The sequence below is a fragment of the Caldicoprobacter faecalis genome, assembly GCF_900115765.1.
Taxonomy (GTDB): domain Bacteria; phylum Bacillota; class Clostridia; order Caldicoprobacterales; family Caldicoprobacteraceae; genus Caldicoprobacter; species Caldicoprobacter oshimai.
The window spans coordinates 90,896-105,661 of sequence record NZ_FOXR01000002.1 but is presented as its reverse complement, the minus strand read 5'-3'; the positions used below and the strand labels follow the sequence as shown (position 1 = coordinate 105,661).

The window sequence follows — 14,766 nt, the reverse complement described above, 5'->3', positions numbered from 1 at the left end:
ACAAAATTAGATAGATGGGGGGTGAATGCATTTGATAGATAGGCTCATAGAACAGATTATTGAAAAGAGGAATCCCACGGTGGTTGGGCTGGATACGCGGCTTGAGTATGTTCCTGACCACGTGGTGGAAAGGTGCAGCGGGGCATCGCCCTTTGAGGTGGCCGCCAGCGCCATATTTGAATTCAACAAGGCCATCATTGACGCGGTATATGAGCATATTCCTGCCGTCAAGATACAGGTAGCCTATTATGAGCTATACGGCCCACCGGGGATGGAGGCCTTCAGGCTTACAGCGCAGTACGCCAAGTCAAAAGGCCTGATAGTCATAGGGGATATCAAGAGAAACGATATCGGCTCTACTGCTGAGGCCTATGCCAGCGCTTATCTCGGTGAGACTCCGCTTAAAAATGGCAGAATGCCAGCCTTTGACCTGGATTTCGTAACGGTTAATCCCTATCTTGGCACCGATGGCGTGATGCCATTTATCCAGGCCTGTAAGGAGTACAATAAGGGCATATTTGTGCTGGTTAAGACTTCAAACCCTTCGTCGGGGGAGTTCCAGGACCTGCCTGTTGAAGGGAAAAGGCTATATAACAAGGTGGCCGAGAAGGTGGTAGAATGGGGGAAAGAGCTCATGGGAACAAAAGGCTACAGCCATATAGGTGCCGTCATAGGAGCCACTTACCCCCGGCAGCTTGAGGAGCTGAGGGGCGAGATGCCCAACACCTACTTTTTGATACCGGGTTACGGGGCGCAGGGGGGTAGCGTCCAGGATGTAATGGGTGGTTTTGATGCGAATGGACTGGGTGCTGTCATCAATGCCTCGCGTAGCGTGATATGTGCCTATCGGCGAAGCCCGTGGAAGGAGAAGTTTTCTCCCAAGAGCTTTGCCGATGCCGCACGGGCAGAAGTGCTCCACATGAAGGAGGAGATAGAGGCTGCCCTATCACATAATGGGATTAAGCCATGGTAATCAAAAAATAGCAGACGGCAAAGGAGATGATGGATTATGCCAAGAGACCCAAACATCAAAAAAGTCCTTGTAATAGGCTCAGGACCAATAATCATCGGGCAGGCGGCGGAGTTTGACTATGCGGGGACTCAGGCTTGCAGGGCCCTGAAGGAAGAAGATGTGGAGGTTGTGCTGGTAAACAGCAATCCTGCCACCATTATGACCGATCCCCATATGGCGGATCATGTGTATATTGAACCTTTAACTCCTCAAATCCTCAAAGGGGTTATTGCCAAGGAAAGGCCTGATAGCCTGCTGGCCACTTTAGGCGGGCAGACGGGGCTTAATTTGGCCGTTGAGCTGGCCGAATCAGGATTTTTAGATGAATACGGTGTGAAAATCATAGGAACCGATGTGGAGTCCATCCGCAAAGGCGAGGACAGAGAGCTGTTTAAGCAGACCATGCAGTCCATTGGAGAGCCGGTAATCGAAAGCCTCACCGTACACGATGTTGACAGTGCGCTGGCGTTTGCCGAAAAAATCGGTTACCCCGTTATAGTTCGTCCCGCTTATACCCTTGGGGGAACGGGTGGAGGCATGGCCAACAACAGCGAGGAACTGAGGCGCATTGCTTCCGAAGGGTTGCGATTGAGCAGGGCGCACCAGGTGCTTATAGAAAAATCGGTGGCCGGCTGGAAGGAGATCGAATATGAGGTGGTACGGGATGCAGAAGGCAACTGCGTTATCGTGTGCAGCATGGAGAACGTCGACCCTGTGGGCATCCACACAGGGGATAGCATAGTGGTAGCGCCTGCGCAGACCCTGACTCCAGAGCAAGATGCCATGCTGAGGCGTGCTGCCATAAATATAGTCAATGCACTCAACATCAGGGGCGGGTGCAACATCCAGTTTGCATTGAGCGTCGACGGACAGCAGTACTACGTCATAGAGGTCAACCCCAGGTTAAGCCGTTCAAGCGCTTTGGCTTCCAAAGCCACGGGCTACCCAATTGCAAGGGTGGCAACCAAAATCGCACTGGGGTACAGGCTTGAAGAGATAAGGCACAGCATAACAGGCAGGCCTTTTGCTGCGCGTGAGCCTGTGGTGGATTACACGGTGCTCAAGATCCCGCGCTGGCCTTTCGATAAATTTGTGAAGGCCGATAAAGCCCTGGGTACAAAGATGAAGGCGACTGGCGAGGTTATGGCCATTGGCGGCTGTTTTGAAGAGGCGCTTTTGAAGGCTGTGCGTTCGCTGGAGCTGGGTGTGGACTATTTATATATGGAACACATCGCTAAGATGGACGACGACCAAATCGTCAAGCAGCTGGATTACAAGACGGATGAGAGGCTTTTTGTGGTGGCAGAGGCGCTTCGAAGAGGCATATCAATTGAGGAGATTTACAGCAAAACCGCCATTGACCCGTTTTTCTTGAGCAAGATTCTCAACATTATCCGCTTTGAAGACGGGATAAGGCAAGAGGGAGCAACTCTGGATAGGTCCACGCTGCTTGAGGCCAAGAAACTGGGCTTTACTGATGCGACCATCGGCAGGCTTACTGGTATGAAGCCCGACGAAGTGCGAAGCAAAAGAAAAGAATGGGGGATATATCCTGTATACAGGCCCATAGATACTGGAGCCGGCGATAACTCCGGTGTTGGAGCATACTACTATTCCACCTACAACGCGCAGGAAAATACTGTTAATGTAGGTCAAGGCAAAAAGGTTGTAGTGCTAGGTGCCGGGCCTATAAGGATAGGACAGGGCATCGAGTTTGACTACTGCTCGGTTCACTGCGTGTGGGCTTTGAAGAAGATGGGATATCAGGCCATTATTATAAACAACAATCCTGAGACAGTCAGCACCGACTTTGATACCTCGGATAGGCTGTATTTTGAACCCCTGTCTCCTGAGGACGTACTGAACGTTCTGGACATGGAGAGACCAGACGGGGTTATGGTACAGTTCGGTGGGCAGACGGCCATCAAGCTGGCACGTATCGTGCATGAGGCGGGATACACAATACTGGGAACCCAGCCCGAGTATATAAACAAGTCCGAAGATAGGAAGGAATTTGATGCAGTTCTGGAAGAGCTCAACATTCCCAGGCCGCCGGGGACTACCGTGTTCACTGCAGAGGAAGCGGTGGCTGTAGCTGAAAAGCTGGGATACCCGGTGCTGGTAAGGCCTTCGTACGTGCTGGGCGGCCAGGGAATGGAGATCGCCTACAACCGTGACAACATAGTCGAATACATGGGGATCATAAACCGCATCAAGCAGGAGCATCCGGTTCTGGTGGATAAGTATTTGATGGGCAAGGAAATCGAAGTGGATGCCATATGTGACGGGGAAGACATACTGATACCGGGCATCATGGAGCACATAGAGAGGGCGGGTATTCATTCTGGCGACAGCATTGCCGTATACCCAGCAAAAGGGCTTTCCCGATTTACCGTGGATCGCATACTTGATTACACTTACAGGCTGGCCAAGGCGTTGCAGGTTAAAGGGCTTATCAATATTCAATACATTGAGCATAATGGAGATGTGTATGTAATTGAAGCAAATCCACGTTCTAGCCGTACAGTTCCTTATATCAGCAAGGTGACAGGGGTACCGATGGTTGAGTTGGCCGTCAGGACTATGATGGGTCAAAAGCTGAAGGAATTAGGATACGGTACGGGCTTGTATCCCGAGAAAAACGTCGTGGCCGTCAAAGTGCCGGTGTTCTCGTTTGAGAAATTGCCCATGGTAGAGGTAAGCCTGGGGCCCGAGATGAAATCCACCGGCGAGGTGCTGGGGATAGGAAGGTCATTGCCTGAGGCTCTGTTCAAGGGCTTGCTGGCGGCGGGTTACAACTTGAAAAAGGAAGGCAATGTGCTGATCACCGTATCCAACGCCGATAAACAGGAGGTTGTGCCCATAGCCGCTGACTTTGAGAGGCTGGGGTTCGGCATACTTGCTACCAGCGGTACGGCCCATGTGCTCAATTCAAATTACGTGGCGGCCAGCGTTGTGAATAAGGTAAGCCAAGACCATCCCAATATCAGCGACTATATACAGCAGGGCAAGATAAGCATTATAATCAATACGCCCACCAAAGGGCATATCCCACAGCGCGATGGGTTTAAGATACGAAGGATGGCTGTGGAACACTCCATCCCTTGCCTGACTTCATTGGATACGGCCCGCGCTTTTGTCAGCATTTTGAAACAGAACATTGATGAATCCAGGATCGAGCTTATAGCTCTGGAGGATATAGAGTGATGAAAGGGGGTAAGTGCCGAGGCTCCCGATTTTCATAAAGGCCGGGGGCCTCTTGTGCCGCTAGCATGGTAAAAGGTTTAGAGATGTGTAAAGTCGTGGAGAATATAATGATTACATCCCATATGTATAAAATGGCATTTCTCTCTGAAGGTATTGCTTTAAATGCCAATCCCGGTCAGTTTGTGCATATAAAGGTGCCGGGCGATAACTCGCTGCTTCTCAGACGGCCCATAAGCATATGCGATGTGCATCCACAAACCGGAATGGTGGAAATAGTGTATCAGGTAGTGGGTAAGGGGACACGCATCCTTTCAGGGATGAATGCCGGGCAGGTTATAGATGTGCTTGGCCCTCTGGGCAAGGGCTTTACCATTTCCCGGGAAATCAAAAGCGCGTTTGTGGTGGGTGGCGGATGCGGCATAGCGCCTCTTAAGCTATTGATGAGACGGTTGAAAGAGATGGGAGTGGTGGTTACGGCGTTGCTGGGATTTCGCAGCCGCGAGGCGGTGTATGGGCTTGAAGAGTTTGAGATGCTTTCGGATCGCGTGTTGGTGACCACCGACGACGGCAGCCTGGGCAGGAAAGGGCTGGTGACCCAGGTGCTCGAGGAAGAGCTCCAGCAGCTGTTGCCTGATATTATGTTTGCATGTGGGCCGACACCTATGCTTAAGGTTGTCCAGCGGTTGGCTAAGGAGTACAGCGTACCCTGTCAGATGTCGCTGGAGGAGAGAATGGGGTGCGGGATAGGAGGATGCCTTGTCTGCTCGTGCGCTGTTCGTACGCCGGATGGCGGTTTCGAATATAAAAGGGTGTGCAAGGACGGCCCGGTGTTCTGGAGCCAAGAGGTGATGTTGGATGAAGCCACGATTGGATGTTGAGATATGCGGCGTTTCCTTTAAAAATCCCGTTATTGCTGCTTCTGGTACTTTCGGATTTGGTCGGGAGTATGCCGAATACGTGGATTTAAACATGCTGGGCGGCATAGCTGTCAAAGGCCTGACGCTTTTACCAAAGAAGGGCAATCCCCCACCCAGGATTGCCGAAACCCCTTCTGGCATATTGAACAGCGTGGGGCTTCAAAATCCTGGCATTGACTATTTTATCGAGCATGAGCTTCCCGAGCTGCTCAAGTACGACACGCGCATCATTGTAAATATAAACGGCAATACCATCGATGAATACTGCAGGATGGCCGAAAAGTTGAGGGATGTGCCGGTGCATTTTCTGGAGCTCAATATCTCGTGCCCAAATGTCAAGCAAGGGGGCGTTGCTTTCGGCACTCATCCCGATGTGGTGTATGACATCACACGCAGCGTGAAGGCGCATGCCAAGCAGCCGGTTCTGGTCAAGCTGACGCCCAATGTCACCGATATAAAGGAGATTGCCATTGCTGTTGAAAAGGCCGGCGGAGACGGCATATCCCTTATCAACACGGTGCTGGGCATGGCCATAGATGCCAAAAAGCGCCGGCCGGTACTGGCAAACATAGTAGGGGGGCTTTCGGGGCCTGCAATAAAGCCCATCGCGCTCAGGATGGTGTGGGAGGTTGCGCAGGTGGTCAGCATCCCCATTATTGGCATGGGGGGAATAACCACTGGCGAGGATGTGGTGGAATTTCTTTTAGCCGGCGCCACCGCCGTTGGGGTGGGTACTGCTAACCTTATATCTCCTACTGCCTGTATCGACATCGTCAATCAGCTGGAAGAGTATATGGTACAGAACGGCATTGGAGATGTAAACGAGCTGATAGGAGGGCTTAGGGTTTAATAATTTTTGCGGACGGAGGAGTTGGCGGCAAAGTTGGGTTTGGCGATGGGACAAAAATTTTGTTAAAAATGATAGGACATCATTTTTAGCGGAATTTGAACAGGATGTTCAATTGCCGCGTGGAAAAAACTCCATACATAAGCGTTTCTTTATCGAGCTATATTTAAGCAAGTTAAGTTTGTAGTAAAATCAAAATTGAGTCCAAAAGCACAATTTAAGACAAAACGATAACGAAAGGGGAAAAGATTTATGGACAGGGAAAGGGTACTGCAGATATTTAGGGAGACGGGGGTGCTGCTTCAAGGTCACTTCCTTCTCACCTCCGGGAGGCATAGTGGAGAATATCTTCAGTGTGCCAAGGTGTTTCAGTATCCTCGCTACGCCGAGGAGATAACCAGGGCGCTGGCTGATAAGTTCAAGGATGACCGCATAGACATAGTGGTGGGCCCGGCTATAGGCGGCATCATCCTTTCGTATGAGATGGGCAGGTGCCTTGGCATAAAGACCATATTTGCAGAGCGAGAAGATGGCAAGATGACCTTGAGAAGGGGATTTGAAATACCGGAGGGGAGCAGGGTGTTGGTGGTGGAGGATGTCGTCACCACCGGCGGGTCGGTCAAGGAAGTCATGGAGGTTGTGAAAAACTGCGGCGGAGAGGTAGTTGGGGTTGGAGCTGTAGTGGACAGAAGCGGGGGCAACGTTGACTTTGGGGTAAAGTTTCACTCGGTAATATCCATGGATGTCAAGTCGTATGCCCCTGAGGAGTGCCCGATATGCAGGACTGGATTGCCTCTTGTAAAGCCGGGCAGCCGGAATATAGGGAAGTCACAGGAATAGCTGTAAAGAATGCAGCACCCGAGGAGCTGGCTAAGGGCCAAGTAGCTGTGAAGCTGTGAGACTGCGGGCACAATTGACACAAGGACAGCGAGACGGGGCTCCAAACAATTACACTGGGATAACTGTAAACGAATACAAGGGTATCGCCACATTTTACATTTATGGCAATGCCGTGGAAAATATTGGTGCATGGAAGTCAATTTAGCTTTTTGATGCTCTGTATTTTTTCCTCGGATGGCGTTACGTATATGGTATTGTATCCTTCATATATTACCATTCCGGGCTTTGCACCGCTGGGCTTCTTGACGTTTTTGCGCGGGCAGTAGTCCACGGGTACGTTGCTGGAATTCCTGCCTTTGCTGAAATAGGCCGCTAGCAACGCGGCTTCCACCAGCGTATTTTCGGGGACTGGTCGCCCACCTGTTTTTATGATTACATGGGAGCCCGGGATGTTTTTGGTATGAAGCCAGATATCATTGGCGCCGGCCGTTTTGAGGGTGAGACGGTCGTTCTGGTAGTTGTTTTTCCCGACAAAGATATCAAACCCATCCGAGGAGATAAAATGATGGGGTTTTGAAGGGGCAGGAGCCTCCCTTTTCTCCTTTGTCGTCTTTTTGATGTATCCCTGCTCGGCCAGTTCCTGATACACTTCTTCCACATCAGACTCTTCGGTGCACTTTTCCAGGCTTTCGAGCAGTGCCTCCAAATAATCTATTTCCTCTCTGCTCTCCTCTATTTGCTTGGAAACCTTGTCCAAGGTATTTTTCGCCTTGGAATATTTTTTAAAGTATTCCTGGGCATTCTGTATGGGCGATTTCTTTTCATCCAGGGGTATGATTACGGTGGAGCCGTTTGGGTCATAGTAGTTGACCAGAGTAACCTCCTTCAGCCCTTTTGGTATGGAATGGGCGTTTGCTGTAAGAAGTTCACCCCACAGGCGGAACTTGTCGGCCTCTTTGGCCTGCTGGAGCTCTTCCATCTGCACAGCCAGCTTTTTCTGGCAGCGCTCCAGGTTGGCCTTGAGAAGCTTTGAGAGATAAGAGGTACGCTGCTGCAATCGCTCCAGCCTGTCCCGTTCTGAATAAAACGCCTCCAGCATTTCAGATACCGATGAATATCTCTCCAGCATAGAGGCAGGATACTGCTGGTAAACAAACGGGAAGATATCCCGGGGATAGCCCTCTTCATCCTTCAACATGGTGGGGCTGAACTGCTTGTTTTTTACTTCATCAAAAAAAGCCATGAACGATCGGCATAGCGCTTCCAGCTGCTGTTCGGAAAGCTCCTGAATACCCATTGTTTTATCGCTCAAAGCCCGATATACAATTTCAAAGGCTGTGGTAGGAGAGATTCCCATATAATTGTTCAAGAGGACATTTTCGACCTTCTTGTTTGTTGACATGGATTTTAAAAGGTCCTTGAACGAGTCCGGCGTTTCTGATAGGGGATTCCTTTTATCCTGGGCTGGGGGAGGACTGTACACAAGGCCGGGAAGTACCTGGCGAACCCTGCTCATTGACTCATTTACATGCTTTATGCTGTCTATTATCTTCCCGTCTTCGTCTACCAGTATTATGTTGCTGTGCCGTCCCATTATTTCGATGATTAATCTCTTTATGGCCAGGTCGCCCAGTTCATTTGTGCTTTCGATGAGTATTTCGGCAATTCGCTCCATTTGAGGCTGAACTATATCCACAATTTTGCCGCCGGTAAGGTGCTTACGCAAGAGCATGCAAAACATAGGCGGCGTTAAAGGATTGGGCTTGGTAGACTTTACCAGGTGAATGCGGGGATGATTGGTGCTGGCAGACAGCAGCAGCTTTAGCTCTTCATCCCGGGAGCGAATATGCAGGTAAATCTCATCTTTTTCTGGCTGATAAACTTTGTCTATACGCCTGTTGAGTATTTTACTGCGCAGTTCTTCGATAACGCAGCTCAATAGAACACCATCGTAAGCCATTTTATGCCTGGTCATCTAAACTGTACAAAACTGTACAAGTTTAGACGGCTGGGGTATTTCTTACCGCCTTTCAAGTTGTCCCACCCCCAGCAGGCGGTATTTGGGACAACCATAGCCCCTGCCCCAAGAAGCAGGAACTCACGCCCTTAACCGGGTCTCCCCACTTGCCCTGAGAATAATACCCCCCTCAGGACAGAGCCATCTCTTAATACCCTCTCAGGAGAGAGTGGCATCACCACCGCTACCTTGAGAACTCGCCAGAGTTTATAGCTATCGCTACAGGCACCAAGACTTGTTCCACCCAGTGGCCTTGATTCCTCCCCTGGCTCACTCCCAAGGCTTGGCATAAGCTTTTTAACCCTCTCTATCTCTCTCAATTGTTTCTTCCTTAAGTGTTTATTCTTAACCGTTTTCTTTACATACCCTTTTATCTCCTCTAATTCATCAGCATCCAAACGCTCTACAATTGCCATGTACCCTTCCGGGATCTGCTCTTTTAGTCCAAGTCCTCTCCTCGCTATCACATACGACGCCGCTACGTCCTTGCTTATCATATACTGCGGCGTATACTTTAAAAGCCCTATCACTGATGTATATGCGGGGTCAACCTCCATAACCTGTATACTCATATATCTCAATCCTCGTATTTAGATTCCCTTTCTTGCTCCTGTCACCTCTTGAGTAGAGGTTGCCTTTCCTTTTCTCCTGCCACTCTTGTCTTAACTTCTCGTATGCCTTACCGTTTATGTGCCGTTTCTTGAGCCTCTCAAACAAGCCCCTGCCACCAAAGATAACTTTACTGGGGTTTTCCTCCCTTTTTTTACAAGACTCCAATACGCTGGTTGCCTTCATTATCGCATCATCTACATACCTCGAATTTAAATTAAAAACTCCCTGTAGTTCTCTCTTTATTGTATTTCTGCTAAAGCCTTCTAAAAGCCTGTTATATGCATACTTCATACAGGATGACCATCTTCTCATTAAATCTGGCACTATTTGCTTATCTTCCTTGCTTGGGAAAGTAAGCTTAGCCTGTATTGTTATCATCATGTCTTTTACCTCTCCTGGTTTCATTTAATCCACTCGCTATTTCGGATATAACTTCATAACTGCTAACGTTATATGTTTCTTTAACTTTTTGTATATTCAATAATACCTATAATCGTCCAGTTAAAATTATATCAGTTTATATTGTTATTTTAAACTGTTGTTATCTCCTATTGTATTTATTGTATTATCAAAACAATTTATCGCATCCATAAATTACCATAGGCAATTTTTTAGTTATTGGATTTCGGGCTATAATAATTAATTATACTACATTTTTGTCTGTGATTTCAAAAATATTTGAAAAGTGGCAGCGGTTAGGTAAAAGAAAATTTGGACAAAACCCCATAAAAAAATACAAAACCCGATGGATATGTGGTAAAATATTTGACGATAAAGACATACTCAAAATTCCCCCCTAATATAATTAATATCAAGAGATTGGTTGGGGGGGAGAGTATGTTGAACAGTAAAAGCGCTGCCTTAATAGCAATTATTGTTGTCCTGATGCTTTTGTTTACGGTGGGCTGTAACTCAATAAAGACCAAAGAGGAATTTGAGGAGGAACTGCCACAGGATGTTGTGCCAGAGGGAGATACCGAGGACGCTGAAGATGCTGAAGATGCCGAGGACGAAAATGTGCGTGAGACTGTCGTATATTATCAGAATGAAGCGGGATATCTGGTGCCGGTAATGCGCAAAATACCCTGGGAAGAGGGTATAGCCAAAGCTACGTTGAAGATGACGATAGATAGCCCTGAAATACAGCAGGACCTCATGGCCATGGGGCTTAAAGCATTGCTTCCTGAAGGTACCCAGATAAGGGGTATGTCCATAAAGGATGGGCTGGCGAAGCTCGACTTGAGCAAAGAGGCAATGGAATGTGAAAACGCGGTGGCTGAACACAATATGGTTCAGGGAGTGACGCTGACTCTGGCCGAGTTTGATTCCATTGATAGGGTTCAGTTCATGTTTGAAGGAAAGGTTGTCGACCGGCTGAAATATGGAACCGATGTGAGCAAACCGATTGAACCCCAGGACGTAAACCTTGAGGCAGGCTCCAAAGCCAGCAGCGATGGCGCAAAAGTTACCGTGTTTTTCCATTCAAATCCCGATGCCTCTTACGATTACATTGTGCCGGTTACCAGGGTAACCTCGGCTGAAAGCGCATCCATTGAGACGGCCATCCAGGAGCTTTTGAATGGGCCCAGCGATGATAGCCTAAGCATGGATATACCCGCGGGGACACGATTGCTGGGGGTTGAAACAGATAACGGCGTTGTCTCCATAAACTTCAGCAAGGAGTTTGGGCATCTGGCACAGCTGCAGCAGAGCGAGCCCTTGGTGCTCAAGTCGATAATAATGACGGCTAAGCAGTTCCCAGGAGTGGAAGAAGTGAAAATACTGGTTGAGGGCAAAGAGTATGAGGGAGGAGAGGTAAGCGTCTCTGCCTTCGCCAACGAATATTGATAAAATGCAGCCCGGTGACGGATTGCGCTATAGCCTTTAGAGAAATCATATAACAAACGTAGGAGGAATTTTGATGGCTAGGATAGACGGAAGAAGGAATGACGAGTTAAGGCCAGTTAAGATGACCACCAATTACATAAAAAATGCCAGCGGTTCTGTTCTCATTGAAGTGGGTAATACCCGGGTGATATGTACCGCTACCGTTGAAGATAAGGTGCCGCCGTTTTTGAAGGGCACAGGCAAAGGTTGGCTTACAGCCGAGTACGGCATGATCCCGGCTGCCACACAGGTTAGAAAGGCACGGGAGGTTACTCGGGGTAGGCCTGAGGGCCGTACACAGGAGATTCAAAGGTTGATAGGTCGTGCACTGCGTTCGGTCATCAATACCGAATTGCTGGGTGAAAGGACAATTTGGATAGATTGCGATGTCATCCAGGCCGATGGTGGGACCAGGACGTCTTCCATAACCGGTGGGTTTGTTGCGCTGGTATACTGTATAAAGTCTCTGCTGGATCAGGGGCTTATCGAAAAAAGCCCTGTTACCAGTTATGCTGCCGCTGTGAGTATAGGTAAAGTAAACGATGAGATATTGCTTGACCTGTGCTATGATGAGGACGTGGTGGCAACGGTTGACATGAATCTGGTCATGACCGAGAAAAACGAGCTTGTGGAGATACAGGGTACGGCTGAAGGTTCGCCCTTTACGCTGCAGGATTTGAATGTTTTGCTCGAGCTGGGGCAAAAGGGAATTAACCAGCTAATTCAATACCAGATGGAAGCTCTTGGTGAACTTAATTGTTTGGTGGGGCAGGGAAAATGAGGCGGATTATCATTGCAACCAATAATTCTGGCAAGGTACAGGAAATTCGCCAGATTCTAGGCGACCTGCCCTTTGAATTATTATCCTTGCGAGATGCCGGCATTCACATAAAGGTAGAAGAGGACCAGGACTCTTTTGAAGGAAATGCGAGGAAAAAAGCGCTAGAGGTTGCCAAATATACGGGATATCCTGCTTTGGCCGATGATTCTGGGCTGGAAGTCATGGCGCTGGGCGGTCAGCCGGGGGTGTATTCGGCTCGCTTTGCGGGAGAAAACGCCACAGATGAGCAAAACAACGCTAAGCTGCTCAAGATGATGGAAGGCATACCTTACGAAAAGAGGCAGGCGGTGTTCCGCTGCGTAGTGGTGCTGGCTTATCCCGATGGGAGGATGCTTGAGGCTACAGGAGAGTGCTATGGCAGGATAGGCTTTAAGCCCTCGGGCAGCGGGGGATTTGGCTATGACCCGCTTTTTATTGTGGACGGCCTTGGGAAGACATTTGCGGAGCTTACTCCCGAGGAAAAAAACAGGATCAGCCACCGCGGCATAGCTTTGCGAAAGCTCAAGGAGCTGATTGTACAGAACTGTTGTGATCTTGATGCTAGCAAAAATGAATAACACAGCCTAAAAAATGGCTGTACGGCATTCAGTGATGGAGATGGTGGGTTATAAGGCGGATGAAGTGGAGGTCGCGCGATTTTAGTCTTGGAAAGTTTAATGCACAAAATTGATCGTTGCCTTAAAATTGCCGATAACGGGGATGGGACTAAAGTATGAGGATTGGAGTAATTAGCGACAGCCATGGTAAAAGGTTTGCCATTGACAGGGCTTTAAAAAACATAGGAGAAGTGGATATGCTTATCCATCTTGGAGATTTATGTTCCGATGCTGCGTATCTTGAAAAGTCATTAGAAGTGCCGGTGGTATACGTCAGAGGAAATTGCGATTTTTCCGGACAAGCTCCTTATTCAAGGGAGATTGAGCTGAAGGGTAAACGAATATTTTTAACCCATGGGCACCTTTATAGGGTGAAATGGGGGACAAGCTACCTTGTGGACTTCGCAAGAAAAAATGGCTTTGATGTGGTGCTTTTCGGGCATACCCATGTGCCTGAGGTTTTTTGGGAGGGTGACATTGTCTTTATGAACCCGGGAAGCGTCTCTCTACCCAGGGAGAGTACAGGGCCAACGGCTGGGGTTATTGAGATGTCAGACGATAAAATTGTCCCGTATATTATAAAGGTACGTTATTAGACTCTGTGTTAATAGGCCTGGTGAAGGCTTCGCTTTGTAATTTAAATAATGCATTTGTTTTAAAACACCTTAAAATGTATTTAAAGTATAAAACTGCGTTTAAACATATAAGAACGTGACCTAAAGGTGTATATCAAACTGTTTTAATGGGGGAAGAGGGGCTATGATGGATAGGATATTGATTTTTAATGCAAAAATCCTTACTCCTTATCGCTTAATTGACAACGGCAGCATTTTGGTGGAAAACGGTAAAATTGTGGAGGTGAGCCGGGGCAGACTCCCAGTTTCAGAATGCATTGCCATAGATGCAAAGGGGTATTATGTTTCACCAGGGTTTATCGATATCCACACCCACGGTGGTGGCGGATATGATTTTATGGATGGCACCGTGGAGGCTTATTTAGGAGCGGCAAGAAAGCATGCATGTTATGGTACAACCGCTATGGTGCCCACTACTTTGACCAGCAGCTTAGAAAATTTGAGGGAGACGTTTGAGGTATACAAACAAGCTAAAGCTGCCAATAAGATGGGGGCTGTCTTTTTAGGCCTGCATCTGGAAGGGCCTTATTTTTCAATGGAACAAAGGGGTGCTCAGGATCCAAAGTATATTAGGAATCCCAAAAGAGAAGAGTATGAGAAAATTTTGAGTTGGTCTGACGATGTGGTGCGCTGGAGTGCGGCTCCCGAGCTTGAAGGCGCACTGGAGTTCGGCAGATTTTTAAGGGAAAGAAACATTTTACCCTCCATAGGGCACTCTAATGCGATATACGAAGAAGTGATCGAGGCATTTGAAAATGGGTATACCCACGTTACACATCTATACTCTGGCATGTCAGGAGTGAGGAGGATTAATGCCTATCGGTATGCTGGGGTTATTGAGAGCGCTTTTCTAATAGATGAGATGACTGTGGAGATAATTGCAGACGGTGCACATCTGCCTGCCAGCCTGCTCAAGCTTATATACAAGATAAAAGGGCCGCAGAATATCGCTTTGATCACCGATTCTATGAGGGCTGCGGGGATGCCCGAGGGAGAGTATATATTGGGCAGCCTAAAAGAAGGGCAGAAGGTCATTGTGGAAGAGGGGGTAGCAAAACTGCCGGATCGAACTGCCTTTGCTGGGAGCGTGGCAACTGCTGATCGATTGGTCAGGACTATGGTGCAACTGGCGCAGGTGCCCTTGATGGAAGCTGTTCAGATGATAACCGCCACGCCGGCGAGAATCATGAAGGTGGATGATAGGAAAGGAAGCATCGCCGTTGGCAAGGATGCTGACCTGGTCATATTCGATGATGATATAAACGTTCATTTGACGATGGTTGAAGGGAGAATAGTGTATAAGGGGGAAGCTCTATGAGTAATGCTCGGGTTTGGAAGGTGCGCTATATTGAGGA

Annotated in this window: 11 protein-coding genes and 1 pseudogene; 10 read left to right on the top strand and 2 right to left on the bottom strand. The window is 48.4% G+C overall.

Annotation, left to right across the window (positions count from 1 at the left end):
• Positions 1-25 precede the first annotated feature (25 nt).
• The 5 genes from pyrF to pyrE all read left to right on the top strand — a co-directional run bounded on the left by pyrF (position 26) and on the right by pyrE (position 6,823).
• Complete coding sequence (gene pyrF / locus BM241_RS01365) at positions 26-973, top strand: orotidine-5'-phosphate decarboxylase (RefSeq protein ID WP_092281867.1); 948 nt, start codon at positions 26-28, stop codon at positions 971-973.
• A gap of 36 nt (positions 974-1,009) precedes the next feature.
• Positions 1,010-4,219 (top strand): carbamoyl-phosphate synthase large subunit, encoded by a 3,210-nt coding sequence (gene carB / locus BM241_RS01360; RefSeq protein WP_092281866.1) that lies wholly within the window; start codon positions 1,010-1,012, stop codon positions 4,217-4,219.
• A gap of 83 nt (positions 4,220-4,302) precedes the next feature.
• Positions 4,303-5,097: a dihydroorotate dehydrogenase electron transfer subunit gene (locus tag BM241_RS01355; protein WP_092281884.1), complete on the top strand. Its 795-nt coding sequence runs from the start codon at positions 4,303-4,305 to the stop codon at positions 5,095-5,097.
• Positions 5,075-5,986, top strand: coding sequence for a dihydroorotate dehydrogenase (locus tag BM241_RS01350; protein ID WP_092281865.1), 912 nt, complete (start codon positions 5,075-5,077; stop codon positions 5,984-5,986). The genes BM241_RS01355 and BM241_RS01350 overlap by 23 nt, the downstream gene beginning before the upstream one ends.
• A 249-nt stretch (positions 5,987-6,235) precedes the next feature.
• Positions 6,236-6,823, top strand: coding sequence for an orotate phosphoribosyltransferase (pyrE, locus tag BM241_RS01345; RefSeq protein WP_092281864.1), 588 nt, complete (start codon positions 6,236-6,238; stop codon positions 6,821-6,823).
• A gap of 196 nt (positions 6,824-7,019) precedes the next feature.
• Here pyrE and BM241_RS01340 read toward each other — a convergent pair whose 3' ends face one another.
• Together BM241_RS01340 and BM241_RS13055 are read right to left on the bottom strand one after the other, a co-directional pair.
• Positions 7,020-8,783, bottom strand: a complete 1,764-nt coding sequence (locus BM241_RS01340; protein WP_025746962.1) for an Rqc2 family fibronectin-binding protein — start codon at positions 8,781-8,783, stop codon at positions 7,020-7,022.
• A gap of 146 nt (positions 8,784-8,929) precedes the next feature.
• Positions 8,930-9,830 (bottom strand): annotated as a pseudogene (locus BM241_RS13055) (hypothetical protein).
• A gap of 459 nt (positions 9,831-10,289) precedes the next feature.
• Between BM241_RS13055 and BM241_RS01330 the strand changes: the two are divergent.
• The 5 genes from BM241_RS01330 to nagA all read left to right on the top strand — a co-directional run bounded on the left by BM241_RS01330 (position 10,290) and on the right by nagA (position 14,729).
• Entirely contained in the window at positions 10,290-11,300 is a 1,011-nt protein-coding gene (locus BM241_RS01330; protein WP_092281863.1) for a GerMN domain-containing protein, read from the top strand.
• A gap of 73 nt (positions 11,301-11,373) precedes the next feature.
• Complete coding sequence (rph, locus tag BM241_RS01325) at positions 11,374-12,120, top strand: ribonuclease PH (protein ID WP_025746958.1); 747 nt, start codon at positions 11,374-11,376, stop codon at positions 12,118-12,120.
• The gene (locus tag BM241_RS01320; protein ID WP_092281862.1) at positions 12,117-12,737 is read left to right on the top strand and encodes an XTP/dITP diphosphatase; all 621 of its coding nucleotides are present in this window, start codon (positions 12,117-12,119) and stop codon (positions 12,735-12,737) included. Before rph ends, BM241_RS01320 begins: the two co-directional genes overlap by 4 nt.
• Positions 12,738-12,892: 155 nt before the next feature.
• The gene (locus BM241_RS01315) at positions 12,893-13,372 is read left to right on the top strand and encodes a metallophosphoesterase (RefSeq protein ID WP_025746956.1); all 480 of its coding nucleotides are present in this window, start codon (positions 12,893-12,895) and stop codon (positions 13,370-13,372) included.
• A 166-nt stretch (positions 13,373-13,538) separates the two neighbouring features.
• The gene (gene nagA / locus BM241_RS01310) at positions 13,539-14,729 is read left to right on the top strand and encodes an N-acetylglucosamine-6-phosphate deacetylase (protein ID WP_092281883.1); all 1,191 of its coding nucleotides are present in this window, start codon (positions 13,539-13,541) and stop codon (positions 14,727-14,729) included.
• Positions 14,730-14,766: the final 37 nt, after the last annotated feature.

Coding starts and splice junctions, on each gene's coding strand:
- pyrF (WP_092281867.1), top strand. CDS start 26: ATGCATTTGATAGATAGGCTCATAGAACAGATTATTGAAAAGAGGAAT.
- carB (WP_092281866.1), top strand. CDS start 1,010: ATGCCAAGAGACCCAAACATCAAAAAAGTCCTTGTAATAGGCTCAGGA.
- BM241_RS01355 (WP_092281884.1), top strand. CDS start 4,303: ATGTGTAAAGTCGTGGAGAATATAATGATTACATCCCATATGTATAAA.
- BM241_RS01350 (WP_092281865.1), top strand. CDS start 5,075: ATGAAGCCACGATTGGATGTTGAGATATGCGGCGTTTCCTTTAAAAAT.
- pyrE (WP_092281864.1), top strand. CDS start 6,236: ATGGACAGGGAAAGGGTACTGCAGATATTTAGGGAGACGGGGGTGCTG.
- BM241_RS01340 (WP_025746962.1), bottom strand. CDS start 8,783: ATGGCTTACGATGGTGTTCTATTGAGCTGCGTTATCGAAGAACTGCGC.
- BM241_RS01330 (WP_092281863.1), top strand. CDS start 10,290: ATGTTGAACAGTAAAAGCGCTGCCTTAATAGCAATTATTGTTGTCCTG.
- rph (WP_025746958.1), top strand. CDS start 11,374: ATGGCTAGGATAGACGGAAGAAGGAATGACGAGTTAAGGCCAGTTAAG.
- BM241_RS01320 (WP_092281862.1), top strand. CDS start 12,117: ATGAGGCGGATTATCATTGCAACCAATAATTCTGGCAAGGTACAGGAA.
- BM241_RS01315 (WP_025746956.1), top strand. CDS start 12,893: ATGAGGATTGGAGTAATTAGCGACAGCCATGGTAAAAGGTTTGCCATT.
- nagA (WP_092281883.1), top strand. CDS start 13,539: ATGGATAGGATATTGATTTTTAATGCAAAAATCCTTACTCCTTATCGC.